The organism is Sphingomonas humi, assembly GCF_039536725.1.
GTDB lineage: Bacteria > Pseudomonadota > Alphaproteobacteria > Sphingomonadales > Sphingomonadaceae > Sphingomicrobium > Sphingomicrobium humi.
In genome coordinates this window covers 471293-497287 of record NZ_BAAAZD010000001.1, presented here as the reverse complement: position 1 = coordinate 497287, position 25995 = coordinate 471293, and the positions used below count along the sequence as shown (strand labels likewise).

General features: G+C 66.9%; 20 protein-coding genes. 14 read left to right on the top strand and 6 right to left on the bottom strand.

Features of this window, described 5'->3' with window-relative positions; all coding sequences use genetic code 11:
- The first annotated feature begins 37 nt into the window (after window positions 1-37).
- The 9 genes from ABD729_RS02390 to thrS all read left to right on the top strand — a co-directional run bounded on the left by ABD729_RS02390 (window position 38) and on the right by thrS (window position 9513).
- The gene (locus ABD729_RS02390; RefSeq protein WP_344708557.1) at window positions 38-1897 is read left to right on the top strand and encodes a DUF885 domain-containing protein; all 1860 of its coding nucleotides are present in this window, start codon (window positions 38-40) and stop codon (window positions 1895-1897) included.
- Between the two features lie 59 nt (window positions 1898-1956).
- Complete coding sequence (locus ABD729_RS02385) at window positions 1957-2382, top strand: SUF system Fe-S cluster assembly regulator (RefSeq protein WP_344708556.1); 426 nt, start codon at window positions 1957-1959, stop codon at window positions 2380-2382.
- Window positions 2379-3860: a Fe-S cluster assembly protein SufB gene (gene sufB / locus ABD729_RS02380; protein WP_344708555.1), complete on the top strand. Its 1482-nt coding sequence runs from the start codon at window positions 2379-2381 to the stop codon at window positions 3858-3860. The genes ABD729_RS02385 and sufB overlap by 4 nt, the downstream gene beginning before the upstream one ends.
- Window positions 3861-4601 carry a Fe-S cluster assembly ATPase SufC gene (sufC, locus tag ABD729_RS02375; RefSeq protein ID WP_344708554.1) on the top strand — a complete coding sequence of 247 codons (741 nt, stop codon included), beginning with the start codon at window positions 3861-3863 and terminating at the stop codon, window positions 4599-4601.
- Window positions 4598-5350 (top strand): SufD family Fe-S cluster assembly protein, encoded by a 753-nt coding sequence (locus ABD729_RS02370; protein WP_344708553.1) that lies wholly within the window; start codon window positions 4598-4600, stop codon window positions 5348-5350. Before sufC ends, ABD729_RS02370 begins: the two co-directional genes overlap by 4 nt.
- Window positions 5347-6537, top strand: coding sequence for a cysteine desulfurase (locus ABD729_RS02365; RefSeq protein ID WP_425564818.1), 1191 nt, complete (start codon window positions 5347-5349; stop codon window positions 6535-6537). Before ABD729_RS02370 ends, ABD729_RS02365 begins: the two co-directional genes overlap by 4 nt.
- The gene (locus ABD729_RS02360) at window positions 6534-7004 is read left to right on the top strand and encodes an SUF system Fe-S cluster assembly protein (RefSeq protein ID WP_344708551.1); all 471 of its coding nucleotides are present in this window, start codon (window positions 6534-6536) and stop codon (window positions 7002-7004) included. The genes ABD729_RS02365 and ABD729_RS02360 overlap by 4 nt, the downstream gene beginning before the upstream one ends.
- Window positions 7005-7098: 94 nt before the next feature.
- A complete protein-coding gene (locus ABD729_RS02355; RefSeq protein ID WP_344708550.1) occupies window positions 7099-7458 on the top strand; it encodes a HesB/IscA family protein in 360 nt (119 codons plus the stop codon).
- A 42-nt stretch (window positions 7459-7500) separates the two neighbouring features.
- Entirely contained in the window at window positions 7501-9513 is a 2013-nt protein-coding gene (gene thrS / locus ABD729_RS02350) for a threonine--tRNA ligase (RefSeq protein ID WP_344708548.1), read from the top strand.
- Here thrS and ABD729_RS02345 read toward each other — a convergent pair whose 3' ends face one another.
- Window positions 9514-10065: a hypothetical protein gene (locus ABD729_RS02345; RefSeq protein ID WP_344708547.1), complete on the bottom strand. Its 552-nt coding sequence runs from the start codon at window positions 10063-10065 to the stop codon at window positions 9514-9516.
- A gap of 190 nt (window positions 10066-10255) precedes the next feature.
- On the opposite strand from ABD729_RS02345, the gene infC reads away from it, so the two are divergent.
- The gene (gene infC, locus ABD729_RS02340) at window positions 10256-10786 is read left to right on the top strand and encodes a translation initiation factor IF-3 (RefSeq protein WP_344708546.1); all 531 of its coding nucleotides are present in this window, start codon (window positions 10256-10258) and stop codon (window positions 10784-10786) included.
- Between the two features lie 225 nt (window positions 10787-11011).
- The gene (locus ABD729_RS02335; protein ID WP_344708545.1) at window positions 11012-13795 is read left to right on the top strand and encodes a TonB-dependent receptor; all 2784 of its coding nucleotides are present in this window, start codon (window positions 11012-11014) and stop codon (window positions 13793-13795) included.
- A 76-nt stretch (window positions 13796-13871) separates the two neighbouring features.
- Here the strand turns inward: ABD729_RS02335 and ABD729_RS02330 are convergent, their stop codons facing one another.
- Window positions 13872-16511, bottom strand: coding sequence for a [protein-PII] uridylyltransferase (locus tag ABD729_RS02330; RefSeq protein ID WP_344708544.1), 2640 nt, complete (start codon window positions 16509-16511; stop codon window positions 13872-13874).
- Between the two features lie 85 nt (window positions 16512-16596).
- Here ABD729_RS02330 and ABD729_RS02325 point away from each other — a divergent pair, with 85 nt between their 5' ends.
- Window positions 16597-17730: an aspartyl/asparaginyl beta-hydroxylase domain-containing protein gene (locus tag ABD729_RS02325; RefSeq protein WP_344708543.1), complete on the top strand. Its 1134-nt coding sequence runs from the start codon at window positions 16597-16599 to the stop codon at window positions 17728-17730.
- Here the strand turns inward: ABD729_RS02325 and mutS are convergent.
- Complete coding sequence (gene mutS, locus ABD729_RS02320) at window positions 17715-20273, bottom strand: DNA mismatch repair protein MutS (RefSeq protein WP_344709620.1); 2559 nt, start codon at window positions 20271-20273, stop codon at window positions 17715-17717. The two genes, ABD729_RS02325 and mutS, sit on opposite strands and share 16 nt — an antisense overlap.
- A gap of 79 nt (window positions 20274-20352) precedes the next feature.
- On the opposite strand from mutS, the gene ABD729_RS02315 reads away from it, so the two are divergent.
- Window positions 20353-22629: an NADP-dependent malic enzyme gene (locus ABD729_RS02315; protein WP_344708542.1), complete on the top strand. Its 2277-nt coding sequence runs from the start codon at window positions 20353-20355 to the stop codon at window positions 22627-22629.
- Here ABD729_RS02315 and ABD729_RS02310 read toward each other — a convergent pair.
- Both ABD729_RS02310 and ABD729_RS02305 read right to left on the bottom strand, forming a co-directional pair.
- Window positions 22626-22772 (bottom strand): hypothetical protein, encoded by a 147-nt coding sequence (locus ABD729_RS02310; protein WP_344708541.1) that lies wholly within the window; start codon window positions 22770-22772, stop codon window positions 22626-22628. The two genes, ABD729_RS02315 and ABD729_RS02310, sit on opposite strands and share 4 nt — an antisense overlap.
- 35 nt (window positions 22773-22807) lie before the next feature.
- Window positions 22808-24898: a RelA/SpoT family protein gene (locus ABD729_RS02305; protein ID WP_344709619.1), complete on the bottom strand. Its 2091-nt coding sequence runs from the start codon at window positions 24896-24898 to the stop codon at window positions 22808-22810.
- 149 nt (window positions 24899-25047) lie between these two features.
- Here ABD729_RS02305 and ABD729_RS02300 point away from each other — a divergent pair, with 149 nt between their 5' ends.
- Window positions 25048-25566 carry a winged helix-turn-helix transcriptional regulator gene (locus ABD729_RS02300; protein ID WP_344708540.1) on the top strand — a complete coding sequence of 173 codons (519 nt, stop codon included), beginning with the start codon at window positions 25048-25050 and terminating at the stop codon, window positions 25564-25566.
- Window positions 25567-25617: 51 nt separating this feature from the next.
- On the opposite strand, the gene rpoZ is transcribed toward ABD729_RS02300, so the two are convergent.
- Complete coding sequence (gene rpoZ, locus ABD729_RS02295; RefSeq protein WP_344708539.1) at window positions 25618-25959, bottom strand: DNA-directed RNA polymerase subunit omega; 342 nt, start codon at window positions 25957-25959, stop codon at window positions 25618-25620.
- Between the last annotated feature and the right edge of the window lie 36 nt (window positions 25960-25995).

The window sequence follows — 25995 nt, the reverse complement described above, 5'->3', positions numbered from 1 at the left end:
GCCTGCCTTTTCCCGGGCTCCCAATCGAGGAACCTCCATGCGTCGATCGCTTTTGCTCGCTTCCCTTCTGCTTGCCGGCTGCGCCACCACGTCGCCTGACCCGCTGATCGCGCCGCCGCCCGAACCGACCGTCGCGGCCGCTTCCGCCGACGCCGCGCCGGTACCCGCGCACAATCCCGAACTCGCCGCCTTCTTCGATGAGTATGACAAGGCGAGCCTCGCGCTGTCGCCGCTGTCCAAGGCCTATCGCGGAATCAAGGATGCCGATTACGGCAAGTGGGACGAGGTCAGCGACGCCGCCGAGGAGCGCGCCCGCGAACTCAATCAGCGCATCGTCGAGGAGATGCGCCGACGCTTTCCGCGTGCCTCGCTGAGCCCGCAGGACCAGCTCAGTTTCGACCTGCTCGAATATCGCAGGGCGCGCGCCGAATCGATCTGGCCGTATCGCAAGAACGGGCTGGTGTTCGATCAGATGAATGGCGCGCAGAGCGACGGGCCGGCGTTCCTGATCAATATTCACAAGGTCGACAACGTCGCCGACGCCGAGGCCTATGTCAGCCGCATCACCGCCATCGCTACCTTCCTCGACCAGTCGATCGCCGAGTCTCAACGGCGCGCGGCAAATGGCGTGCTCGCGCCCAAGTGGGTCTATCCGTACGTCATTGCCGACAGCCGCAATCTCATTCGCGGCGCGCCATTCGACAGCGGCAAGGACAATGACCTGTGGGCCGACTTCAAGACCAAGGTCGGCAAGCTCCAGACCGACGAGGCGACCAAGACCCGGCTGATCGAAGCCGGGCGAACCGCGATGGTCCGCGACATGAAGCCCGCCTACCAGCGCGTGATCACCGCGATGCAGGCGCAGCAGGCCAAGGCCAAGAGCGACGACGGCATCTGGCGCTTCGCCAACGGCGCTGCCGAATATCAGGCCCGGCTCAAATATTACACGACCACCGACCTCACGCCGGACCAGGTCCACGAGCTTGGCCTTGCCCAGGTCGCGCGCATCCATGCCGAGATGACCGCGCTCAAGGACAAGGTCGGGTTCAAGGGTTCACTGCAGGACTTCTTCAAGTTCATGCGCGAGGACAAGCGCTTCTATTACCCGAACACCGCTGCGGGTAAGCAGATGTACCTCGACGAGAGCCTGAAGGCGCAAGCGGCGGTGCAGGCCGCGCTGCCGCGCTTCTTCGGCCGGTTGCCCAAGGCGCCGCTGTTGGTGAAACCGGTCGAGGCGTTCCGCGAGAAGAGCGCGGGCAAGGCGTTCTACCAGGACCCGCCGCCCGACGGCTCGCGCCCCGGTACCTATTACGTCAATCTCTACGACATGAACAACATGCCATCGACCGAGGTCGAGGCGCTGTTCTGCCACGAAGGCATTCCGGGCCACCACCTGCAGGGCGCGCTGCTGAGCGAGCTCGGCAAGGGCGAGGTGCCGCCGTTCCGCCAGTTCAGCGGCTATACCGCGACCGACGAGGGCTGGGGGCTGTACGCCGAGAAACTGTGCAAGGAGATGGGCCTCTACCAAGACCCGTATCGCGATTTCGGGCGGTTGCAGCTCGAGCTTCATCGCGCGATCCGGCTGGTGGTCGACAGCGGCATTCACCACAAGCGCTGGACCCGCGAACAGGCGATCAAATATGTCGAGGACAATAGCGCCGACGCCAAGGGCGGGATCGTGAAAGCGATCGAACGCTACGTCGTCTATCCGGGCCAGGCGACCGCCTACATGGTCGGCAAGCTGAAGATCGAGGAGCTGCGGGCCAAGGCCAAGACCGAGCTCGGCACCAAGTATGACGACCGCCAGTTCCACGACACCATCCTGCTTGCCGGATCGATGCCGCTGAGCATGCTTGAAGCGCGCGTCGACGAGTGGATCGCCCGAACCAGGGCCTAGTCCTTGGCCCGGTTGTGAATCGGACTGTTCCGGCCTAAATAGGACCGGAACAGTCCACTATGCGCCTTACTCATCTTGCCGATTATGCGGTCGTGATCCTGACCGCTGCCGCCGCCCGCGTTGGCGACGAGCGTCTGAGTGCGTCCGTGCTTGCCGCCGACACCGGGCTTCCGCTGCCGACGACGCAGAAGGTGCTGGGCAAGCTCGGGTCCGCCGGGCTGCTGAGCGCGACGCGCGGCATCGGGGGCGGGTTCGCCTTTGCGCGCAGCCCGCGGGCGATCACGCTTGCCGACATCATCGAGGCGGTCGAGGGACCGATCGCGATGACCCAGTGCGCCGGTTCGGACGAGGTCAGCGACTGCGCGCTCGACAGCCGGTGCAAGCTGAAGCCGCACATGAACATCGTCAGCCGGACTGTGCGCGACGCGCTATCCGGCGTGACCCTTGAGCAGTTGGCGTCTGAGCGCCGCATGGAAGACGCATGAACGAAGCGACCACCATCAAGAACCAGGAAGCGCATGAGGCGGCCGACAAGCTCGCCACTTACGAGTGGGGTTTTTCGACCGACATCGAATCCGACTTCGCGCCCAAGGGCCTGAACGAGGATACCGTCCGCTTCATCAGCGCCAAGAAGGGCGAGCCCGAGTGGCTGCTCGAATGGCGCCTCAAGGCCTATCGCGCGTGGCTGGAGATGGAGGAGGTCGACTGGGCCAAGCTGTCGATCCCCGCGATCGATTACCAGGACGCTTATTATTACGCCGAGCCCAAGCAGCGGCCGACGATCGCGTCGCTGGACGAGCTCGATCCCGAGATTCGCCGCACTTACGAGAAGCTCGGAATCCCGATCGAGGAGCAGAAGGTACTCGCCGGGGTCGAGGGTGCGCGCAAGGTGGCGGTGGACGCGGTGTTCGACAGCGTGTCGGTGGCCACCACCTTCCGCGAGGAGCTGGACCGCGCGGGCGTGATCTTCCGCTCGATCAGCGAGGCGGTGAAGGAATTCCCCGATCTCGTCCGCAAGTATCTCGGCTCGGTCGTTCCGCAGCGCGACAATTTCTTCGCCTGCCTCAACAGCGCGGTCTTTTCCGACGGCACCTTCGTCTACATCCCCGAGGGCGTCCGCTGCCCGATGGAGCTGTCGACCTACTTCCGCATCAATGCCGAGAATACCGGCCAGTTCGAACGCACCCTGATCGTCGCCGACAAGGGGTCATACGTCTCGTACCTCGAAGGCTGCACCGCGCCGATGCGCGACGAGAACCAGCTTCATGCGGCGGTGGTCGAGATCTTCGCGCACGAGGATGCGGAGGTGAAATATTCCACCGTCCAGAACTGGTATCCGGGCAACGCCGAGGGTGTGGGCGGAATCTACAATTTCGTCACTAAGCGGGCGATGTGCTCGGGCGCGCGCAGCAAGGTCAGCTGGACCCAGGTCGAGACCGGCAGCGCGATCACCTGGAAGTATCCGAGCTGCATCCTCAAGGGCGATGGCAGCGTCGGCGAATTCTATTCGGTCGCGCTGACCAACAACCGCCAGCAGGCCGACACCGGCACCAAGATGGTGCACATCGGCAAGAACACCCGTTCGACCATCGTGTCGAAGGGCATCAGCGCGGGCAGAAGCGACAACACCTATCGCGGGCTGGTGCGGGTGCTTCCGGGCGCCGATAACGTCCGCAACTTCACCCAGTGCGACAGCCTGCTGCTGGGCGACCAGTGCGGCGCGCACACCGTGCCTTACATCGAGGTCAAGAACCCGACCGCGACCATCGAGCATGAAGCGACCACGTCCAAGATCAGCGAGGACCAGTTGTTCTACGCCATGGCCCGCGGGCTGGACCAGGAAGCGGCGGTGGCGCTGATCGTGAATGGTTTCGCGAGGGAGGTGCTGAAGCAGCTGCCGATGGAGTTCGCGGTCGAGGCGCAGAAGCTGCTGGGAATCAGTCTGGAAGGAAGTGTTGGTTAAGTGCTGAAGATCGAGAACCTCCACGCGACCGTCGCCGACAAGCCGATCCTGAATGGTCTGACTCTCTCCGTTCCGGCGGGCGAGGTGCATGCGATTATGGGGCCGAACGGGGCCGGCAAGTCGACGCTTGCTTACGTGCTCGGCGGGCGCCCGGGCTATGAGGTGACCGGTGGGTCGGTGACGCTCGACGGCGTCGACCTCCTGGCGCAGGAGCCGCATGAGCGCGCTGCGGCCGGGCTGTTCCTCGGCTTCCAGTATCCGGTCGAGATCCCCGGCGTGTCCTCGATGCAGTTTATCCGCGAGAGCCTGAATGCACAGCGCCGTGCGCGCGGCGAGGCGGAGCTGTCGGGCGCCGAATTCATCCGCCTCGCCAAGGCCGAAGCGGCCGAGCTGGGCATGGACGTCGAGATGCTCAAGCGGCCGGTCAACGTCGGCTTTTCGGGCGGCGAGAAGAAGCGCGCCGAGATGGTCCAGATGGGGATCATGCGGCCGAAGTTCGCCGTGCTGGACGAGACCGACAGCGGGCTCGACATCGACGCGCTCAGGATCGTTGGCGCAGGCATCAACCGGATCATGCGCGCGCCCGACAAGGGCGTGCTGCTGATCACCCACTATCAGCGGCTGCTCGACTATGTGCAGCCCGACCGCGTCCACGTGCTGACCGCCGGCCAGATCACCCGCTCGGGTGGTCCGGAACTGGCGCACGAGCTGGAGCGCGGGGGCTACGCCGAGGTCGCATGAACGTCGCCGCGACCCTTCCCACCCGCAAGGATGAAGCCTGGCGCTATGCCGACTTCGCGGCGCTCGACCGCGTGTGGCACGAGCTTGCCGCGCCGCGCGAAATCGTCATTCCCGCGGGCGAGCAGCATAGCCATGTGCTGATCGCCGGCGCCGAGCCGGTCGAGATCCACCGCGCCGCCGTGACCATCGAGGCGGGCGCCAGCCTTTCGCTGTTCGCGCTCAACGGCTGCACCGACTATGGCCGGATCGAGGTCGACGTGACGGTGCGCGAGGGCGGCCATTTCGCGCTTCACGCCGCCAATATTGCCGGCGGCAAGGCGACGCAGGAAATCGTCACCGTGGTCCGCCATGTCGAGCCCGAGGGAACATCCAACCAGGTCGTCCGTAGCGTGCTCGGCGGCACCTCGACCGGCAGCTATCTCGGCAAGGTCGCGGTGGCGCGCCATGCGCAGAAGGTCGACGGCGAACAGTCGGTGAAGGCCATGCTGCTCGACCGTGGCGCAACGGCGAACTGCAAGCCCGAGCTGGAAATCTACGCCGACGACGTGAAGTGCGCGCACGGCGCGTCGGTCGGCGAACTCGACCCCGACCAACTGTTCTATGCCCTGTCGCGGGGGCTCGATCCGGCCAGCGCCAAGGCGCTGCTGCTCGAAGGCTTCGTCATGCAGCTGTGGGACGAAGCGCCCGCGGATCGCCGCGACGAATTGATCGCCGAAACGCGCCGCCTGCTGCGCGAGGTGGCAGCGTGAATGTGGCACTCCCCATCAGCGCGGCGCTCGACGTGCGCGACCAGTTTCCGGCCATCGCCGGCTGGCATTATCTCGACAGCGCCGTCTCCGCGCAGAAGCCGCAGGCGGTGATCGATGCGATCACGCGGGCCTATGCGCACGATTATGCGTCGGTGCACCGCGGGGTCTATCAGCGCAGCGCCGACATGACGCTCGCCTATGAAGCGGCGCGGGCGCGGGCGGCCGAGTTCATCGGCGGCGCGGCGGACGAGCTGATCTTCACCCGCGGCGCGACCGAGGCGATCAATCTCGTCGCGCAGGTGCTTCCGAAGCAGGGCCGCGTCCGCGTGCTGCTGTCGGCGCTGGAACATCACAGCAATATCGTGCCGTGGCAGCTCGCCGGCTACGAGATCGACGTCGTGCCGCTGACCGCCGACGGCCGGATCGACCTCGATGCGGCCGAGGCGATGATCAGCGAAGAGCATCGCGTGGTCGCCTTCGCGCACGTCTCGAACGTGCTCGGCTCGGTTCTCGATGTGACCCGCGCGGCGGAAATCGCGCATTCCAGGGGCGCGCTGCTGCTGCTCGACGGCTGCCAGGCCGCTCCCCGTGTCGCCATCGACGTCGCGGCGAGCGGTGCCGACTTCTACACCTATTCGGGTCACAAGTTGTACGGGCCGACCGGGATCGGCGTGCTGTGGGGCCGCAAGGAGCTGCTCGACGCAATGCCGCCTTACCAGGGCGGCGGGGCGATGATCGACTCGGTGACGTTCGAACGCACCACCTTCATGCCTCCGCCGCAGCGGTTCGAGGCGGGCACCCCGCACATCGTCGGCGGCATCGGGCTCAAGGCCGCGATCGACTGGGTCGAGGGGATCGGGGTTGAGCGCATCCATGCCCACGAGGCCGCACTGGTCGCCCAATGCCGGGAGGCGCTGCGGACGCTTGGCGGGGTGACGCTCTACGGGCCCGACGACAGCGCGGGGATCGTCAGCTTCACCGTCGAGGGGGTGCATCCGCACGACGTCGGCACCATTCTGGATGACGAAGGCGTGGCGATCCGCGCCGGGCATCATTGCGCGCAGCCGCTGATGGCCCTGCTCGGCGTTCCCGCCACCTGCCGCGCAAGTTTCGCGGCGCACAGCGACAGCGGCGACATCGAGGCACTCATCGCAGGCCTCAGGAAAGTGAAGCGGATCTTCGGATGAACGAACAACGCAAGATCGATGTGGAAGAAGTGGACGCGGTCACCCCGCCGCCCAAGGCGCGGGTCGAGCAGGAAAGCCCGGCGGAGACGTTCGAGCGCAAGCGCGACTATCTTGCCGGTTTCCTGTCCGAGCAGCCGGCCGAAGCGCCGGCCGGCGGTGCGGGGAGCGACCTGCAGGCAGCGATCGTCGAGACGCTCAAGACCATCTACGACCCCGAAATCCCGGTCGACATCTACGAGCTTGGCCTCATCTACGACGTGTCGGTCACCGACGAGGGTGACGCGACGGTGCTGATGACGCTGACCACGCCGCACTGCCCGGTCGCGGAATCGATGCCGGGCGAGGTCGAGATCCGCGTGCTGTCGGTGCCGGGCGTCCGCGATGCCGAAGTGAAGCTGGTGTGGGATCCGCCGTGGGACCCGAGCAAGATGAGCGACGAAGCGCGCCTCGAACTGGGGATGCTGTGACGATCAATAGGTCGTTCGCCCTGAGCGAAGTCGAAGGGCCCTGGCACCTGCGTGCTTCGACGTCGCTCAGCACGAACGAGAGGGTTGGATGATCATGACTGAAGTCAAGGAGCGCCGCCCGCGTCCGGCTGCGATTACGCTGACCCCCGGCGCGGAGCAGCGCGTCGCCGACCTTATGGCACAGGCGCCCGCCGACGCGATCGGGGTCAAGCTGTCGACCCCGCGCCGGGGCTGTTCGGGCCTCGCTTATTCGGTCGACTATGTGACCGCCGAGGACAAGTTCGACGAGAAGATCGAGACGCCCGGCGGCACCTTCTACGTCGACGGCGGGTCGATCCTGTACCTGATCGGCAGCATCATGGACTGGCGCGAGGACGATTTCACCGCCGGCTTCGTGTTCGAGAATCCCAACGCCAAGGGCAGCTGCGGCTGCGGGGAAAGCTTCACCGTCTGACGGGGGTGCACAGCCCTTCGCTCAGCCGCTAAAGGGCGGCGCATGTCCAAGATGTTTCGCATTTCGCTTCCCGACGGCACCGTGCGGGAGATGCCGGAGGGCTCGACCCCGGCCGACGTCGCCGCGGCCATCGGGCCCGGCCTCGCCAAGGCCGCGCTTGCCGCGCGCGTCAACGGCGAGGTGCGCGATATCATGCGCCCGTTCGAGGAAGATGCGGAGCTCGCGCTGATCACCGCGCGCGACGAAAAGGACGCGCTCGAGCTGGTCCGCCACGACTATGCCCACGTCCTCGCCGAGGCGGTGCAGAAGCTTCATCCCGGCACGCAGATCACCTTCGGTCCGGCGACCGACGACGGCTTCTATTACGACTTCGCGCCGGCGCCCGGCCGCGGGCCGTTCACCGACGAGGACCTGCCCGCGATCGAGGAGATGATGCGCAAGGTCATCGCCGCCGACGAGCCGCTGATCCGCGAAGTGTGGAGCCGCGAGGACGTGCGCGACTTCTTCGCCCGCACCGGCGAGACCTTCAAGTCCGAGTGGGTGATGGAACTGCCCGCCGACCAGACGATCACCATGTATCGCTCCGGCAAGGGCGAGGACGCGTGGATGGACCTTTGCCGCGGGCCGCACCTCGCCAGCACCGGCAAGCTCGATCCGCAGGCGTTCAAGCTGACCCGCGTGTCGGGCGCCTACTGGCGCGGCGATCCCAAGAACCCGATGCTCAGCCGCATCTACGGCACCGCATGGCTCAACAAGAAGCAGTTGGCCGAGCATCTCACCCGCCTGGAAGAGGCCGCCAAGCGCGACCACCGCAAGCTCGGCCAGGCGATGGACCTGTTCCACCTCCAGGCCGAAGCGCACGGCAGCGTCTTCTGGCACCCCAAGGGCTTCCTCATCTGGCGGCAGCTCGAGGCCTACATGCGCCGCAAGCTCGACGCCGCCGGCTATCTCGAGGTCAAGACGCCGCAGGTGATGGACGCGCGCCAGTGGGAGAAGTCGGGCCACTGGGGCAAGTATCGCGAGAACATGTTCGTCATCCCCGACGAGGTGCCGAACACCGAGGACGAGGGGCCGCTGGTCAGCGACGACGCCGAGTGGATGGCGCTGAAGCCGATGAACTGCCCGGCCCACGTGCTGATCTTCAAGCAGGGCATCACCAGTTACCGCGACCTGCCGCTGCGCATGGCCGAGTTCGGCTGCTGCCACCGCAACGAGCCGCACGGCGCGCTGCACGGCATCATGCGGGTGCGCCAGTTCACGCAGGACGACGCGCACATCTTCTGCCGCGAGGACCAGCTGGTGCAGGAGGTGCGCGATTTCTGCGACCTTCTCGACGAAGTATACCGTGACCTCGGCTTCACCAGCTATGCGGTGAAGCTGGCGCTGCGCCCGGACAAGAGGTTCGGCAGCGAGGAAATGTGGGACAAGGCCGAAGCCGAGCTTCGCGAAGCCGTCGTCTCGTCAGGCCGTGCGACCGCGGAATATGGTTGGGAAGAGCTGCCCGGCGAGGGCGCCTTCTATGCGCCGAAGCTCGAATTCCACCTGACCGACGCGATCGGGCGGACCTGGCAGGTCGGCACCATCCAGTCCGACCGCGTGCTGCCTGAGCGGCTGGACGCGAGCTATGTCGGCGAGGATGGCGAGCGCCACCGGCCGGTGATGCTCCACCGCGCCATTCTCGGCACGTTCGAGCGGTTCATCGGTATCCTGATCGAGCATTATGCCGGCAATTTGCCGCTCTGGCTGACCCCGGTACAGGCAGTGGTCGCAACCATCGTCTCGGACGCCGACGGCTATGCCAATGACGTGGCGGCCAAGCTGCGGGCGGCGGGCTTCCGGGTCGAGGCGGATACGCGCAACGAGAAGATCAACTACAAGGTGCGCGAACACAGCCTCGCCAAGGTCCCGCTGCTGCTGGTGGTCGGCAAGCGCGAAGCCGAGGAAGGCACGGTCGCGGTCCGCCGCCTCGGGTCCGAAGAGCGCCAGCAGGTGCTCAGCCTCGACGAGGCGATGGCGATGCTGAAGGCCGAAGCGACCCCGCCCGACCAGCGCTGATCAGCGCGAGGCGGCGCGTCCTTCGACGGTCGTCCTGGCCTGGCCGGGGATCACAGTGTCGAAATAATTGTGCATGGTGAGGAGCCGGCCGTCGTCCCGCGCGCGGATCGACTTGCGCGCCGCATCGGCTTCCTCGCCGATCCGGACCAGCCGCTCGAGCGTCGGGACGGCATAGTCGCAGCGTTCGCCCGGGCGCGCGGTGCGGCAGCGTTCGAGGCAGGTATCGATCAGCTCGGGGACGCGCTTTTCGCAACTGATCATCAGCTGCGCTTCCTCGGGCGTCAGCGCGGCCGAGTGGCGCTCGGCGAGGAGGGCCGCGATCCGCTCGCGCGCCAGCCGCGCGGCCTCGCGCTGGCGGCGGTCGAGATGGGCGGCCAGCCGGGCCCAGCGGACGTCGGGGATCGCGGTCAGGCCAGCAAGCCCCGGCGGCAGTCCGTTGGCCAGGGCCTTCACGCGCCGGACCACCTTGCGGGCGAGCCGGATGCCGAGCCACACCATGGCCAGCATGACCACCAGGAAGAACAGCAACAGGCCGCCGAGGACTTCGAGCATCGTATTTCTCTCTCCGGCTTCCTATGTAGGGTTTGTCGCCCGCGACGACGAGGGCGTCGCCTGACGCCACGCCGCCACAGGCCGCCACAAAATGCACGGGCTACCGCCCGCCCCCTTTTCACGTGGCAACGAAGCGCCTAGCTGGCACCCTCGTCCAATTACTAATGGAGATTGCGTTATACGTCCGCCCATGAGGCGCCCCCTGGCGCCGCCACAGCTTTCCGGTCCTCGCTACAATGAGTTCATCCAGAGCCAGAAGGTGCGGGTGATCGACGAAAATGGCGAGAACCTCGGCGTGATGTATACGCGTGAAGCCATTGAACAGGCCGCCGAAGTGGGCCTCGACCTGGTCGAGATCAGCCCCAATGCGGATCCGCCCGTCGCCAAGTTCCTCGACATCGGCCGCTTCAAATATGAAGCGCAGAAAAAGGCCAACGAGCAGCGCAAGCGGCAGAAGACGCAGGAGATCAAGGAGATCAAGATGCGTCCGAACATCGACGACCATGACTACGAGACCAAGATGAAGAAGGTCGTCGAGTTCCTGGGCGACGGTGACAAGGTCAAGGTGACGATGCGCTTCCGCGGCCGCGAGATGGCGCACGGCCAGCTCGGCATGGCCGTGCTGCAGCGGGTGGCCGGCGAAACCGCCGAAATCGCAAAGGTCGAGGCCCATCCCCGGATGGAAGGCCGTCAGATGCTGATGGTGCTCTCGCCCAAGTAAAGGTTCTTTGCCATTTCGAATTACTTGGCCGTGCGAAAGTCACGGGCAAGGTAAGTTCGATAATGCCAGTGTGCGGTGCAGCATAATAGTTTGCTGCACCGCATGATGTTGCTGCTTGGTAACATTCCATTTTCTTACGTCTTCAGACGCTGTTGCCCCGCTTCCCAAGTGAGGCGCGGCTGCTCTAGGCCCCTCCCTTACAGTTTTGTTAGGAGGGGATCCTTCATGCGCAAGTCCATCTGGCTGCTTTCGGCCGGCCTGTTCGCCATCTCGACACCGGCGTTCGCTCAGAAGACCGATACGGATAAGGGTGCCGCCCAGCCGACCGATGGCGCAACCAGCGAGGCCGCGGCCGTCGACAATGCGGCGCAGCAGGCGCCGCAGGCCAGTGATGCGGGCGACATCGTCGTTACCGCGACTCGCCGCAACGAAGCCCTGTCCGACGTTCCACTGGCGGTCAGCGCGGTTACCGCGGAAAGCCTCGAGAATTCGGGCGCGACCGATCTTCGCCAGCTCCAGCAGCTGTCCCCTTCGCTGCAGGTGTCCTCGACCTCGTCCGAAGCCGGCGCGGGCGTTGCCCGTATCCGCGGCATCGGCACGGTCGGCGACAACCCGGGCCTCGAAAGCTCGGTCGCGACCTTCATCGACGGCGTCTATCGTTCGCGCACCGGCGTCGGCCTGACCGAACTTGGCCAGATCGACCGCGTCGAAGTGCTGCGCGGCCCGCAGGGCACCCTGTTCGGCCGTAACGCGTCGGCCGGCATCGTCTCGATCATCACCGCCAAGCCCAAGTTCCAGCTTGGTGCCAACGGCCAGGTCGACATCGGCAACTACGATTCGCGCCGCGTCGAGCTGGGCCTGACCGGTCCGATCACCTCGCAGGTCGCGGCCCGCATCGACGGCGTCTACGCCAAGCGCGACGGCTTCATCACCAATTCGATCACCGGCGAAAAGGCCAATGATCGCGACCGCTGGCTGCTCCGCGGCCAGCTATTGTTCCAGCCGAGCGACGCCACGTCGGTGCGCCTGATCGGCGACTATTCGAAGCGCGACGAAACCTGCTGCGCGGCGCCCTATCTGCCGGCCAGCGACTTCACCACCGCGGGCCGCGCGGCTTCGACCGTGAAGCCGCTGCTGCAGGCGCTGGGCGGGGTGGTCAACGACAACCCCTACGCCCGCAAGGCGGCCTGGACCAATGGCTTCGGCTTCCAGAGCAAGGTCAAGGATTACGGCACGTCGGGCGAGATCGTGCATGACTTCGGCGGCGCCGAGCTGACCTCGATCAGCGCCTACCGCTACAACAAGTGGACCCGCGGGACCGACGCCGATTACAGCAACCTCGACATCCTGCACCGCGCCTTCGACGGCAACAGCTACAACCGCTTCAAGACCCTGACCCAGGAACTTCGCCTGCAGGGCGAGGCGCTCGGCGGCCGGCTCGACTGGCTGGTCGGCGGCTATTATTCGAACGAGAAGCTCAAGGTTTCCGACAATCTGTCGTTCGGTTCGGACTACGAGCGCTATGCCAACTGCCTGCTGATCAGCAGCGTCCTCCCGACCGCGATTTCGCCGAGCCCGATCCCGGGGTCGAGCTGCATCAACACCGCCGTCGCAAGCGGCACGCTGGCGGCACTCCAGGCGGGGCAGGTCCCCGGCGTGACCCCGGCGCAGCGGCTCCAGCTGCTCGGCGTCCTTCCGGCGCTGCTCGCCAATCCGGCGCGTCCGGGCTTCGGCAGCATCGCCGCGGCGCTTGGCCAGCCGACCGCCACGCTCAACAATGCGAGCCTGCTCGACGTCTACAATCAGACCAGCAACAATTTCGCGCTGTTCACCCACAACATCTTCGACATCACCGACCGGCTGAAGCTTACCCTTGGCCTGCGCTACACGCGTGAAACCAAGGACCTGAACGCGCGCTTCAGCGACAACAACGTGATCTGCCGCTCGCTGCTCGGAAGCCCGCTTGCCGCGCTCCAGCAGCTCCCGTGCTTCAGCCCTGCCGTTCCGGGTGGCAATTTCGCCCCGGCCGACAGCAAGAAGAAGGAAAGCGAATTCTCGGGCACGGCGGTGATCAGCTTCAAGCCGATCGACCAGCTGCTGACCTACGCCAGCTATTCGCGCGGCTATAAGGGCGGCGGCTTCAACCTCGACCGCGCTGGCCTTGCCCGTCAGAACAACAACGGCCCGGTGCTTCCGTCGGCCTCGCTGGCAAGCCTTCAGTTCGCGCCGGAAATCAACAACGCCTACGAAATCGGCGCCAAGTTCAATGGCCGCGGCATCGACATCAACGTCGCCGGCTTCCTGCAGAAGTTCGACAACTTCCAGCTCAACACGTTCGACGGCACCCGCTTCATCGTGGTCAACGTCAACCGCTGCAAGAACGGGCTCCAGGGCGCCGACCGCGACAACGATCCGCTGACCGGCGCCTGCACCGGTGGCACCCAGCCGGGCGTCACCAGCAAGGGCGTCGAAATGGAAGTGTTCGCCCGCCCAGTGACCGACGTCGCGATCAACCTCGGTGCGACCGTGGTCAACACCCGCTACGGCGACGACCTCGTTGGCACCAATGGTGCGGCGCTGACCAACGCGCTGTTCCAGCTGCCGGGCCGCCGCCTGTCGAACAGCAGCTCGTTCGTCGGCACCGGTTCGCTGAGCTTCAACCCGAAGATCACCGACAACGGCATGCGCGCGCTCTTCTACGTCGATGCCCGTCACCAGTCGGCGTTCAACACCGGCTCCGACCTCGACCTCGAGAAGCTCCAGACGTCATACACGGTGATCAATGGCCGCATCGGCATCCAGGGTCCCGATCGCCGCTGGGCGGTGGAGCTGTGGGCGCAGAACCTGTTCGACGAGAACTATCTGCAGGTGGCGTTCGACGCCTTCGCGCAGGGTTCGGGCACCGAGCGCGGCGTTCGCCAGGGCTTCTACACCCGGTCGAGCCAGCTGTACGGCGCCTTCCTTGCCGAACCGCGCACCTATGGCCTGACCGTCCGCACCCGGCTCTGATCAGCCGGCGGACAGCCACGGAACAGGAGGAGGAGGAGGGCCTCGCGGGAAACCGCGGGGCCTTTTTTCGTGCGGCTCAGGCGGCTGCGGCGGCGGCGGGCGTGGTGCGGCGGTGGCTGGCCGCGGCAAGCAGCGCGGGCTTTAGCCGGGTGATCTCCTCGACCGTCAGTTTCCGCCCGCTCGGACCGGCGAGGTAGAAGACGTCGACCGCCCGCTCGCCATAGGTGGCGATATGGGCGCTATGGACCGTCAGCCCAGCTTCGAGGATGGCGCCCGCCAGCGCCGCGAGCAATCCGGGCCGATCGGCGGCCTGGACCTCGACCACGGTGAAGCGGCGCGAGGCGCCTTCCGCGATCGTGACCGACGGAGCGATCTCGAATGCCGGGGCCGGACCGTCCTGCGGAGGAGCGGGAAGCGGTCCATCGGCAAGTGCCTCCGCAACCGCGCGCGCCAGCCGCTGACGCCGGCGCTTGTCGGCATAGGGCCGGCCCTGCCGGTCGTGGACCAGCAGATTATCCAGCGCCATGCCATCGCGGGTGGTGTGGATCCGGGCGTCGGCGATTTCGGCACCGGCGCCGGCAAGGGCAGCGGAAATGCGGTAGAAGAGACCGGGACGGTCGGGCGAATAGACGCTGACGCGGGTTGCGGCCTCGCTTCCCGCTTCGACCCGGACCGAGGGCTGCGGGGTGCCCATCGTCGCTTCGGTCGCGGCCATCTGCCGTGCGTTGTCGAGGATCCAGTCGGCCGGTTCCGCCAGCCAGTAGCTGTCGGGCAGCCGCCGCGCATGGGCCTTCGCTGCCCCCGCCGCCCAGCCTAGCGCTCGTGAGAGTTGCTCCTGCCGGAGGGCGATCTCTTCCGCCCGCCCGCGCTGCTTGTGGCCGAGGCGAAGCCGTTCTTCCGCCAGGTCGTAGAGGGTGTGAATGAGGCGCCGCTTCCATTCGGTCCACACCCCGGGGCCGACCGCGCGGATATCGACCACGGTGAGGATCATCAGCAGCCGCAGCCGCTCGGGGCTTTGCACGACCGCCACGAAATCGTCGATCGTCTTGGGATCGGCAAGGTCGCGCTTGAAGGCGGTGTGGGTGAGCAGCAGATGCTGCCGGACGAGCCAGGCGACGGTGTCGGTTTCGCCCGGTTCGAGCCCGAAGCGCGGGCCCAGTTCGCGCGCGACCGCTTCGCCAAGGATCGAGTGATCGCCCTTGCGGCCCTTGGCGATGTCGTGAAGCAGCACCGCGACATACAGGACCCGGCGCGACCCGATCTGGCGGAACAGCGCGGTCGCGAGCGGATGGTCCTCGACCAGGTCGCCGCGCTCGATGGCGGCCAACAGTCCGACCGCCCGGATGGTATGCTCGTCGACGGTATAATGGTGGTACATGTCGAACTGCATCTGCGCGACGACACGGCGGAAGTCGGGCACGAAGCGGCCGAACACATTGGCCTCGTTCATCCATCGCAGGACCAGTTCGGGATGGTCGCGGGTGGTCAGCACGTCGAGGAACAGGGCGTTGGCCTCGGGATCGTCGCGGACCTGCTCGACCAGCCGCGCATCGCGGGTCGCGGCGCGCATCGCGCTGGGGTGGATCTCGAGCTTTTCGCGCGCGGCGATGGCGAACAGTGACAATAGCCGCCGCGGGTCTTCGCGGAGGAACCGCTCGGTCGGGAGCGCCAATCGCCCGCGATCGATCATGAACCCGCCGAGCCGCCGTCGTGGCCGGCGCAGGAAGGCAGGCAGGGTGAAGCGCCTCCCCTTTTCGGCCAGCTGCTCGTCCAGCTGCGCGAGGAATTGCCCGGTCAGGTCGCCGACGCTTCGGGCCTGCAGGAAATACATGTGCATGAAGCGCTCGACCGAACTCTTGCCCGGGCGGTCGGCATAGTCGAGCGCGGCGGCCAGTTCGCGCTGGTGCGTGAAGCTCATTCGTTCTTCGGCGCGGCCGGCGGCAAGGTGCAAGAGGAAGCGGACCGACCAGAAGAAGCGTTCGGCGCGGTCGAACCGGGCGAGTTCGGCGTGGGTTAGCAGCCCGGCCCCGACCAGCTCTTCCGGCTTGGATACGCCGTGGACGTAGCGTCCGACCCACATCAGGGTGTGGAGGTCGCGGAGCGCGCCCTTGCCATTCTTGACGTTGGGTTCGACCAGGTAGCGGCTGTCGCCGAACTTCTCGTGCCGCGTATCGCGCTCGGCGAGCTTGGCGGTGACGAATTCCGCGGCGGTGCCGGCGACGATCTCGCGGCGGAAACGGGTGCGGGCTTCCTCGAACAGGGCCTCGTCGCCATCGACCAGCCGCGATTCGAGCATTGCGGTGCGGACCGTCAGGTCGCTGCGCGACAGGCTGAGCAGTTCGGGGATGGTGCGGATCGCCTGGCCGACCTTCAGCTGCAGGTCCCACAGCGCGTAAAGGGTCGCCTCGATCACCTGCTCGCACCACGGCGCGCGCGGGTGGGGCGTCAGGAACATGAGGTCGATGTCGCTGTAGGGCGCCATCTCGCCCCGGCCGTAGCCGCCGAGCGCGACCAGGCTCACTCGTTCGGAAGAGGAGGGGTTGGGGTTGCGATAGGTCGCTCTGGCCGCGGCGAAGGCCTGTCGCACCAGGCTGTCGGTGAAGCCGGCGACGAACGCGGCATGCTCGCGCCCACAGGTGGGCTTCTCCTGCACCCGCTGCTGGAGCTCGGCCCGGAAGTCGGCCAGCTGTTCGCCCAAGGAAAGCGCGTCCGCCATGGGACCTGCTTTAGCCCCTCCCGGCTTGAACCGCGAGCGGGCGCTGCTAGCCTCACCAATGTTAGGTTCCGGGGGGAGCAGGCGAGTGACCGACTGGCAGTCCGTTCTCACCGGCGCGATCGATCGCCTGCGCCGAAGCGACCCCGGCGCGCTGCGCTTTCTGGAAGAACAGGCCGGGCGGCCCGACGCGCCTCCGCCGATCTTCCTCCTGCTGGCCGACGCGCGGCGGATGGCGGGAGACGAGGGAGGATGCGAAGCCGCGCTCGACGAAGCGCTGAAGCGCGACGGGCGGTTTCTCCAGGCTTTGCTCGCCAAGGGCGAACTGGTGGCCCGGCGAGGCGATGATCGCGCCGCCGTCAGCTATCTGACGCTGGCCCTGTCGCAGACACCCGCCGACCCGCCCCCAGCGCTGGTCGAGCGCCTCCGCCATGCCGAGGGCCTGGTCGCGGCGGCGCAGGCCCGCTTTGCCGGGCACCTCGACGATCGATTGACTGCCGCCGGCCTAGGCGCCGACCGGCCATCCCGGTTCGAGGAGGCAGTGGCGATCCTGAAGGGTCAGGCGAGCCCGCAGCTGCAGCAACCGACCAGCTTCTTCTACCCGGGCCTGCCGCAGACGGCCTTTTACAATTCGGCCGAATTTCCCTGGATCAGCGAGCTGGAAAGCGCGGCATCGGCGATGCGGGCGGAGGTCGAGGCGTTGCTCGGTGGGGAAAGTTTCGCCCCCTATGTGCAGGGTGACCCGACCCGCGCCAACCGCGGCCATGCCCTCCTCAACGATCCGCGCTGGAGCGCTTTCTACCTCTGGCAGAATGGCGCGGTGGTCGCGGAGAATGCCGCGCGCTGCCCGGTGACGATGCGGGCGCTGGAAGCCGCGCCGATGCCGATGATCCCCGGCCGCGCGCCCAACGTCCTTTTCTCGCAGCTCAAGCCAAGGACCCACATCCCGCCGCACTGGGGCATGCTCAACACCCGCCTGATCTGCCACATCCCGCTGATCGTTCCCGACGGCTGCCGCCTGCGGGTCGGCAATCACGAGCGGCGGGTCGAGGCGGGCAAGGCATTGCTGTTCGACGATTCGATCCTGCATGAAGCGTGGAACGACAGCGACGAGACCCGCGTCATCCTGCTCCTGGAAGTGTGGAATCCCTCCCTCGACGCTGCCGAGCGAGAAGCGCTTACCGCGATGTACGGGGCAATCGGCCTCTACGGCGAAGGCTGAGCGAGCGCCTTCAGGCGATAAAGGGCTTCCAGCGCCTCGCGCGGGGTGAGCGCATCGGGATCGATCCCGCCAAGCGCTTCGGCCAGTAGGTCAGCCTCCGGTTCGGGCGACTTTGCCGCGGCGAAGAGCGGCAGGTCGTCGAGCCCCGCCGCGATCCCGCCCGTCGCGTCGCGCCCGGCCTCGAGCTTCGCGAGCACGGATTTCGCGCGCGCGACCACCGTCGGGGGAAGTCCCGCCAGCCGTGCCACCGCAATGCCGTAGCTGCGGTCCGCCGCTCCTTCCGCCACTTCGTGCAGGAGGACGAGGTCGCCCTTCCATTCGCGCGCGCGGACATTGTGGAGCGACAGGCAGGGGAGGCGTCCGGCAAGCCGGGTCAATTCGTGATAATGGGTCGCGAAGAGCGTGCGAGCCTTTGCTTCGTCGTGCATCGCCTCGACGACCGCCCAGGCGATCGCGAGCCCGTCGTAGGTCGAAGTACCGCGGCCGATCTCGTCGAGGATGACGAGGCTGCGTTCGGTCGCCTGGGCGAGGATGGCAGCGGTTTCGACCATCTCAACCATGAAGGTGGAGCGGCCACGCGCAAGATTGTCGCTCGCACCGACGCGGCTGAATAGCCGGTCGACGAGGCCGACTTTGGCACGGGCGGCGGGAACGAAGCTGCCGGCCTGGGCCAGGAGGGCGATCAGCGCGACCTGCCGCAGGAAGGTCGACTTGCCGCCCATGTTGGGGCCAGTGATCAGCCACAGGCGATCGGTGGGCCCGAGACAGCAATCATTGGCGACGAACCGCTCGCCCGAGCGCGACAGGGCGCGCTCCACCACCGGGTGGCGGCCAGCTTCGATTTCGAGGCAGGGCGTGTCGTGGAGCGAGGGGCGGACCCAGCCGCCTTCGGCCGCGCGTTCGGCCAGCGCCGCGGCAACGTCGATCCGCGCCAGGGCATCGGCGGTCGCGCTGATCGGCCCCGCCTCGGCGACTGCGGCCTCGGTAAGGCGCTGGAGGTGCGCCTGCTCGAGCGACAGGGCGTATCCGCCAGCTTCGAGCACGCGGCTCGCTTCCTCGTGCAGCGCCGGGCTGTTGAAGCGCACAGCGCCGGCCATGGTCTGGCGATGGGTAAAGCCGCTGTCGGCCGCGAGCAGCTTGTCGGCGTGCCTGGCCGGGACTTCGACGTGATAGCCGAGCACCGCATTGTGCCGGATCTTGAGTGCGGAGACGCCGGTCGATTCCCGGTAGCGACCTTCGAGTTCGGCAATCGCGCGGCGGCCATCGCTCGAGGCGTTGCGCAGCATGTCGAGCTCGGGATCGAAACCCTCGGCGATGAAGCCGCCCTTGGCGGCGTCGAGTGGTGGGCTCGCGACCAGTGCCCGGCCGAACGCGTCGGTCAGCGCCTCGTGCCCGCCAAGTGCAGGCAGCAGCGCCTCCAGCAGGCGCGGCCTCAGCGCCTGCGCGCCGAGGTTTCGGCCAAGCTCCGCCGCGCCGCCTAAGCCATCGCGCAGGGAGGCAAGGTCGCGCGGGCCGCCGCGCCCTGCCACGAGCCGGCCAAGCGCACGGCCGAGGTCGGGCAGGCTGCGCAATGCCGAGCGAACGCGGTCGCGGCGGATCGGCTCCTCATGGAACCAGGCGACGAGGTCGAGCCGGTCCTCGATCGCGGTGCGGTCGGTCAGCGGAGCGGCGAGGTCGGACCCCAGCAGGCGCCGCCCGGCGGCGGTGACGCAGCGGTCGATCTCGCCGAGCAGGGATCCCGCAACCGTGCCCTCGGCAGTGCGGCAGATTTCGAGGCTGACACGGGTGGCGGCGTCGATCGCCATGTAGGCCGAGCGCTGGACCCGGCGGGGCAGGCCGAGAAAGGCGGTGGCGTCACGCTGGGTGGCGTCGAGGTAGGCGAGCAGCCCGCCTGCCGCGGCCAGTTCGGCATGCCCGGGTGAGCCGAGGCCGTCGAGGTCGGCGAGGCCGAAGCGCCGCTTCAGGGCGCGTTCGCCGGCGACGCTATCGAAGCCCTCGTGCCCCCAGCGCGCATCGATCCCCGCCAGCGGTTCGCCGCCGATCACTTCGGCGGGCCCAAGCCTCGCCAGCTCGGCCGCAAGCTCCTGTGCTGTGCAGGCGACCAGTTCGAAACGGCCGGTCGAAATGTCGCAGGCGGCAATCGCGCAATCATCACCGGCCCGGCCCACCGCCGCCAGCCAGTTGGCCGATCCGCTTTCGAGCAGGGTGTCCTCGGTCAGGGTGCCGGGCGTGACCAGCCGGACGATGGCGCGGTCGACCAGCGCCTTCGATCCGCGCGCCTTGCGGGCTTCGGCGGGGCTTTCGGTCTGCTCGGCGATGGCGACCCGGTGTCCGGCGCGGATTAGGCGCGCGAGGTAGCTTTCGGCGGCGTGGCAGGGGACACCGCACATCGGCACCTCGTCCCCGCGCCGCGTCAGCGCGATGTCGAGGCAGGACGCCGCAATCTTCGCGTCCTCGAAGAACAGTTCGAAGAAATCGCCCATCCGATAGAACAGCAGCGCGTCCCCCGCCTCAGCCTTGAGGCGATGGTATTGCTGCATCATCGGGGTGTCGGCATCGGCCCGGGCCATGCTGGCGGGTTAGCGGCTCGCAAAGACGTAGGCGAGGGGCTAAAGGCTCCCCATGTCCGAAAGCAATGTGAAGTTCTCCGAAGCCGAGGCCCTGCATTTCCACGCCCGCGGCCGCCCGGGGAAGATCGAAATTATCGCCTCCAAGCCGATGGCGACCCAGCGCGACCTCAGCCTGGCTTATTCACCGGGTGTCGCAGTGCCCGTCCGCGCCATCGCCGAGGATCCGTCCAAGGCGTATGACTACACCGCCAAGGGCAATCTGGTGGCCGTCATCTCCAACGGCACCGCGATTCTTGGCCTCGGGGACCTCGGTGCGCTGGCGTCCAAGCCGGTGATGGAAGGCAAGGCGGTGCTGTTCAAGCGCTTCGCCGACGTCGATTCTATCGACATCGAGCTCGACACCCGCGATCCCGACGCCTTCATCAACGCGGTGGCGCTGATGGGGCCGAGCTTCGGCGGTATCAACCTCGAGGATATCGCCGCGCCCGATTGCTTCGTGATCGAGCAGACCCTGCGCGAGCGGATGAACATTCCCGTCTTCCATGACGACCAGCACGGCACCGCGATCATCACCGCGGCCGGCCTCATCAACGCCTGCCTGCTGACGGGGCGCGAGCTCAAGGACATCAAGGTCGTCGTCAACGGCGCCGGGGCGGCGGCGATCGCCTGCACCGAGCTGATCAAGGCGATGGGCGTGCGCGGCGACCATGTCATCATGTGCGATCGCACTGGCGTCATCCACAAGGGCCGCGACGATCTCGACCAGTGGAAGAGCGCGCATGCGGTCGTGACCGAGCGGCGGACGCTGGAAGACGCGCTGAATGGGGCCGACGTGTTCCTCGGTCTGAGCGCGGCCAAGGCCCTGAAGCCCGAATGGGTGACGGAGATGGCGCCGCAGCCGATCATCTTCGCGATGGCTAACCCGGACCCCGAGATCACCCCGCCCGAAGCCAAGGCGGCGCGGCCCGACGCGATCGTCGCCACCGGCCGGTCGGACTACCCCAATCAGGTCAACAACGTGCTTGGCTTCCCCTTCATCTTCCGCGGCGCGCTGGATGTCAGGGCCACCGCGATCAACGACGAGATGAAGATCGCCGCCGCCAATGCGCTTGCCCAGCTCGCCCGTGAGGCCGTGCCCGAGGAGGTCGCCGCGGCCTATGGCGGCAAGAGCCAGCGGTTCGGTGCCGATTACATCATCCCCGCCCCCTTCGATCCGCGCCTGATGGAGATCGTGCCGGCCGCGGTCGCCGAGGCGGCGATGCGATCGGGCGTGGCGCAGCGGCCGATCGAGAATTTCGCGGCCTACCGCCAGTCGCTGCGGGCGCGCCTCAACCCGACCGTCAGCGTGCTCAGCCTCGCCTACGAAGCCGCCAAGGCGAACCCCAAGCGCGTGCTGTTCGCGGAAGGCGAGGAGCAGGTCGTCCTGCGCGCCGCCATCGCGTTCAAAGAGGGCGGCTACGGAACGCCGGTGCTGGTCGGCCGCGACGACGTCCACGATCGCCTGCGCGAACTCGGGATCGACGATCCGCTGGGTTATGAGGTGCTCAACAGCCGCAACTCGCCGCTGGTCGGCCGCGCGGTGGATCATCTCTACAGCCGCTTGCAGCGGCGCGGCTTCCTGCGCCGCGAAATCGAGCGGATGGTCAATCAGGATCGCAACTATTTCGCCGCCGCCATGCTGTCGCTCGGCGAGGCGGACGCCATGATCACCGGTGTCACCCGCCCGTTCAGCCAGTCGCTGCGCCAGGTCGGGATGGTCATCGACCAGGAAGAGGAAGCGCCGCCGTTCGGGATCAACATCATCGTCGGCCAGAACCAGACGGTGCTGATCGCCGATACCGCGGTGACCGAGCGCCCGAGCGCCGAGGACCTCGCCTCGATCGCGATCCGCTCGGCGCATTTCGCCCGGCGGATGGGACAGGATCCGCGCGTCGCCTTCGTCAGCTATACGACGTTCGGCAATCCTCCCGGAGCCTTTGTCGATAATCTGCGTGGCGCGGTGCAGCTGCTCGACGGCCGCAAGGTCGACTTCGAATATGAAGGCGAGATGGCGCCCGACCTCGCGCTCAACCACGACATGCAGCGGCGCTATTATCCGTTCAGCCGCCTCACCGGGCCCGCCAATATCCTGATCATGCCGGGGCTTCAGTCGGCCAGCCTGTCGGCCAAGCTGCTGCGGGCGCTGGGCGGCGAAAACATGCTTGGGCCGTTCCTGATCGGAATGAAGATGCCCGTCCAGATCGCGCCGATGACCGCGAGCGCGAGCGACCTCGTGACGCTCGCGGTGCTCGCCGCCGGCGCCGTCGAGCGCGCGCGCGGGCGGGGCTAGCGGTAAACGAAGAAGTAGAGCGCGAAGAAGAACAGGAAGGGGAGCAGGGCAAAGCCGATATAGGCCGGCTCACCCCTGCGCTTCAGGCCGTCGTTGAGAAATGCGGTGACGGCGGATGCGATGACGTCGGACAGCAGGCTCATGGGCGGCAGGCTTATCCTGCCTTCGCCAATAAAAACTAAACCCGCTCGACGCTCGAGATCGGATCGGCCGCCCGCAGCGCCGCCATGATCGTGTGCAGGTGCGCAAGGTCGTGCACCTCCACATCGACGTGGAAGGTGTGGAACGAGCCGTCGCGGTGGACCTGCTGCAGGTTGATGATGTTGGCGCCCTTGTTGCCAAGGATCGTTGCCATCGTCCCGAGCGCGCCGGTCACGTCGCGCAGGATCACGCACAGCCGCGCCGCCGCGCCGTCCGAATCATCGCTCCAGCTGAGGTCGAGCCAGTCGGCGTCGATCCCGCTGGCGAGAAGATCGCAGCCGATGGCATGGACCTCGATCTCCTCGTCCTCGCGGCGCAGGCCGACGATGCGGTCGCCCGGGATCGGATGGCAGCAGGGCGCGAGGTGGAAGGCAACGCCGGGGGTGAGACCACGGATCGAGATGGCGCGGCGCTGCGCAGCCGGGCGCGGGGCCACGTCGCCGCCGGTCGAGCCCGGCATCAGCGCTTCCATCAGCGCCTCGTCGCCGACCCGCTTGCGGGCGATGGCGATCATCAACGCTTCCTCGTCTTCCATCTTCAGCTTCTTGAGCGCCCGCGGGAGCGCTTCCTTGGGAAGCGGGACGGGCAGCCGGGCAACGATCTCGTCGTAGATCTTCGCGCCCAGTTCGACCGTCTCGTCGCGCTCCTTGTGGCGGACGAAGCGGCGGATCGCCGAGCGGGCCTTGCCGGTGGCGACGAACCGCAGCCACGACGGCTGGGGCGTCTGGGCGTCGGAAATCAGGATTTCCACCTGATCGCCATTGTCGAGCAGGGTGCGGAGCGGGACCACGCGGCCATTGACCTTGGCCCCGACGGTCTTGTCGCCAAGCCGTGTGTGCACCGCATAGGCGAAATCGACCGGGGTCGCGCCCTTGGGCAACTGGATCAGTTCGCCCTTGGGCGTGAAGGCGAAGATCCGGTCCTGATACATCGCCATCCGGGTATGCTCGAGCAGCTCCTCCGGGCTGTCGGCATGGTCGAGGATCTCGACCAGGTCGTCGATCCACGGGACATGGATGTCGGCGGTCGGCTTGCCTTCCTTGTAGGCCCAGTGCGCGGCGAGGCCCTTTTCGGCCTGAAGGTGCATGTCGCGGGTCCGGATCTGCACCTCGATCCGCATCTTGCTGTCGTGGATGACCGAGGTGTGGAGCGATCGGTAGCCGTTGCGCTTGGGCGTCGAGATGAAGTCCTTGAACCGGCCCGGGACCATCGGCCAGCGGCGCTGGATTAGGCCCAGCGCGCGATAGCATTCGTCGATGTCGCTGACGATCACCCGGAACGCCATCACGTCCGACAATTGCTCGAAGCTGATGTGGCGCTCCGCCATCTTGCGCCAGATCGAAAAGGGATGCTTCTCGCGGCCGGTGACCTCGGCCTCGAGGCCATTGTCGGCGAGGTGCAGTTGCAGCCCGAGGCCGATCCGGCTGACGAGGTCGCCGCCCTCGGCATGGAGTTGCCCGAGGCGGCGGGTGATCGATGCATAGGCATCCGGCTCCAGCTGCCGGAAGGCCAGGGTCTGCATCTCGTTCATGATCTCGTACATGCCAATCCGCTCGGCGAGCGGGGCATAGATATCCATCGTCTCGCGGGCGATGCGGCGGCGCTTGTCCTCGTTCTTGATGTGATGAAGCGTGCGCATGTTGTGCAGCCGGTCGGCAAGCTTCACCAGCAGCACGCGAATGTCGCCCGACAGCGCGAGCAGGAACTTGCGGAGGTTCTCCGCCGCCCGCTCGTTTTCCGATTGCGCTTCGATCTTGCTGAGCTTGGTCACGCCGTCGACCAGCCGGGCGACATTGGCACCGAACAGGCGCTCCACCTCTTCGGGGGTGGCGACCGTATCCTCGATCGTGTCGTGGAGAATGCCGGTGACGATCGTCTCGTCGTCCAGCTTCATGTCGGTCAGAATGCCCGCAACTTCGATCGGGTGGCTGAAATAAGGGTCGCCAGATGCCCGGGTCTGCGAACCATGCGCCTTCATCGAGAAGACGTAAGCGCGGTTGATCAGCCCCTCGTCAGCGTCGGGGTCGTAGGAGCGAACCCGCTCTACCAGCTCATATTGTCGCAGCACCGCGCCAAGATGGGACCAGCGGCGCACCTGTTGCAAGTGCGAAGTGGTGCGTCTTCGCGGTCACACCCATGTTCCCTATGGTTGGGCAAGCTGGCCTGCCGCCCGGAATCATGCTTTCTATTCAACGTTCAACCGCAAGGGGACGTGTGGTGACAGCGCGTGATGCCGGATTTGTTGCCGCCTTCCAGGCTGCGTCTGATGCCTGCCCTTTACCCGAAGCGGTCGCGATCATCGGAGAGCGCTGGACCTGCCTGATCATCCGCGCGTCGATGCTGGGCCTGCGCCATTTCGAGGAATTCCAGGCCTGCCTCGGCATCGCCCGCAACATTCTCTCGGACCGGCTGGGGCGCCTCGTGACCGCCGGCGTCCTCGCGCGCACGCCTGATCCCGAGGACGGGCGCAAGGTCATCTATGCGCTGACCGAGCGCGGGGCTGCGCTGATGCCGGTGATCGTGGCGCTGCGCCAGTGGGCGCTCGACGCGGGGCTGGGCAAGTCGGGGCACCCGACGCTGGCCGATCGTCATACCCGGCGGCCGGTATCGCGCGTCGCTATCCAGAGCGAAGACGGGCGCCTGCTCGAGCTCGAGGATCTGGTGTGGGTCGGACCCGATGGCGAGGAGCTGCAGATGCCCTCGCCGCGCTTTCATCGCGCGACGGTCGCTGCCTGACTGAACTGGGAAAAGCGAAGGTGCCCCGGACCTTGCCGGGGCGACCCGGGCTTATTCGTAGTCGCCGCCCGACGGGGTCGGACGCGGCGGAGCGGCCGCGGTGAGGCGCAGCGCTTCGGCCGATTCGCTGAGCGAAGCCAGCTCGTCCGTCGCATCTTCCTCGTCGATCTGGACGCGCTGCAAGCTCGACACCAGCGCTTCGTTCAGTTCGCGCGGACGGACGGTTTCTTCCGCGATCTCGCGCAGGGCGACGACCGGGTTCTTGTCGCGATCGCGATCGATGGTGAGGTCGGCGCCGCCCGAGATCTGCCGCGCGCGCTGAGCGGCAAGCAGGACGAGGTCGAAGCGGTTCGGGATCTTGTCGACGCAATCTTCGACGGTGACGCGTGCCATCAGGCGTGGCCTTCCATGAGGAGCAAAGCTGAAAAG

What these genes read in the sequence shown, in the direction of transcription:
- ABD729_RS02385 (WP_344708556.1), top strand. Translation starts at nt 1,957, where the DNA reads ATGCGCCTTACTCATCTTGCCGATTATGCGGTCGTGATCCTGACCGCT.
- sufB (WP_344708555.1), top strand. Translation starts at nt 2,379, where the DNA reads ATGAACGAAGCGACCACCATCAAGAACCAGGAAGCGCATGAGGCGGCC.
- ABD729_RS02390 (WP_344708557.1), top strand. Translation starts at nt 38, where the DNA reads ATGCGTCGATCGCTTTTGCTCGCTTCCCTTCTGCTTGCCGGCTGCGCC.
- rpoZ (WP_344708539.1), bottom strand. Translation starts at nt 25,959, where the DNA reads ATGGCACGCGTCACCGTCGAAGATTGCGTCGACAAGATCCCGAACCGC.
- ABD729_RS02335 (WP_344708545.1), top strand. Translation starts at nt 11,012, where the DNA reads ATGCGCAAGTCCATCTGGCTGCTTTCGGCCGGCCTGTTCGCCATCTCG.
- ABD729_RS02315 (WP_344708542.1), top strand. Translation starts at nt 20,353, where the DNA reads ATGTCCGAAAGCAATGTGAAGTTCTCCGAAGCCGAGGCCCTGCATTTC.
- infC (WP_344708546.1), top strand. Translation starts at nt 10,256, where the DNA reads ATGAGGCGCCCCCTGGCGCCGCCACAGCTTTCCGGTCCTCGCTACAAT.
- ABD729_RS02345 (WP_344708547.1), bottom strand. Translation starts at nt 10,065, where the DNA reads ATGCTCGAAGTCCTCGGCGGCCTGTTGCTGTTCTTCCTGGTGGTCATG.
- ABD729_RS02360 (WP_344708551.1), top strand. Translation starts at nt 6,534, where the DNA reads ATGAACGAACAACGCAAGATCGATGTGGAAGAAGTGGACGCGGTCACC.
- mutS (WP_344709620.1), bottom strand. Translation starts at nt 20,273, where the DNA reads ATGATGCAGCAATACCATCGCCTCAAGGCTGAGGCGGGGGACGCGCTG.
- thrS (WP_344708548.1), top strand. Translation starts at nt 7,501, where the DNA reads ATGTCCAAGATGTTTCGCATTTCGCTTCCCGACGGCACCGTGCGGGAG.
- ABD729_RS02370 (WP_344708553.1), top strand. Translation starts at nt 4,598, where the DNA reads ATGAACGTCGCCGCGACCCTTCCCACCCGCAAGGATGAAGCCTGGCGC.
- ABD729_RS02310 (WP_344708541.1), bottom strand. Translation starts at nt 22,772, where the DNA reads ATGAGCCTGCTGTCCGACGTCATCGCATCCGCCGTCACCGCATTTCTC.
- ABD729_RS02355 (WP_344708550.1), top strand. Translation starts at nt 7,099, where the DNA reads ATGACTGAAGTCAAGGAGCGCCGCCCGCGTCCGGCTGCGATTACGCTG.
- ABD729_RS02330 (WP_344708544.1), bottom strand. Translation starts at nt 16,511, where the DNA reads ATGGCGGACGCGCTTTCCTTGGGCGAACAGCTGGCCGACTTCCGGGCC.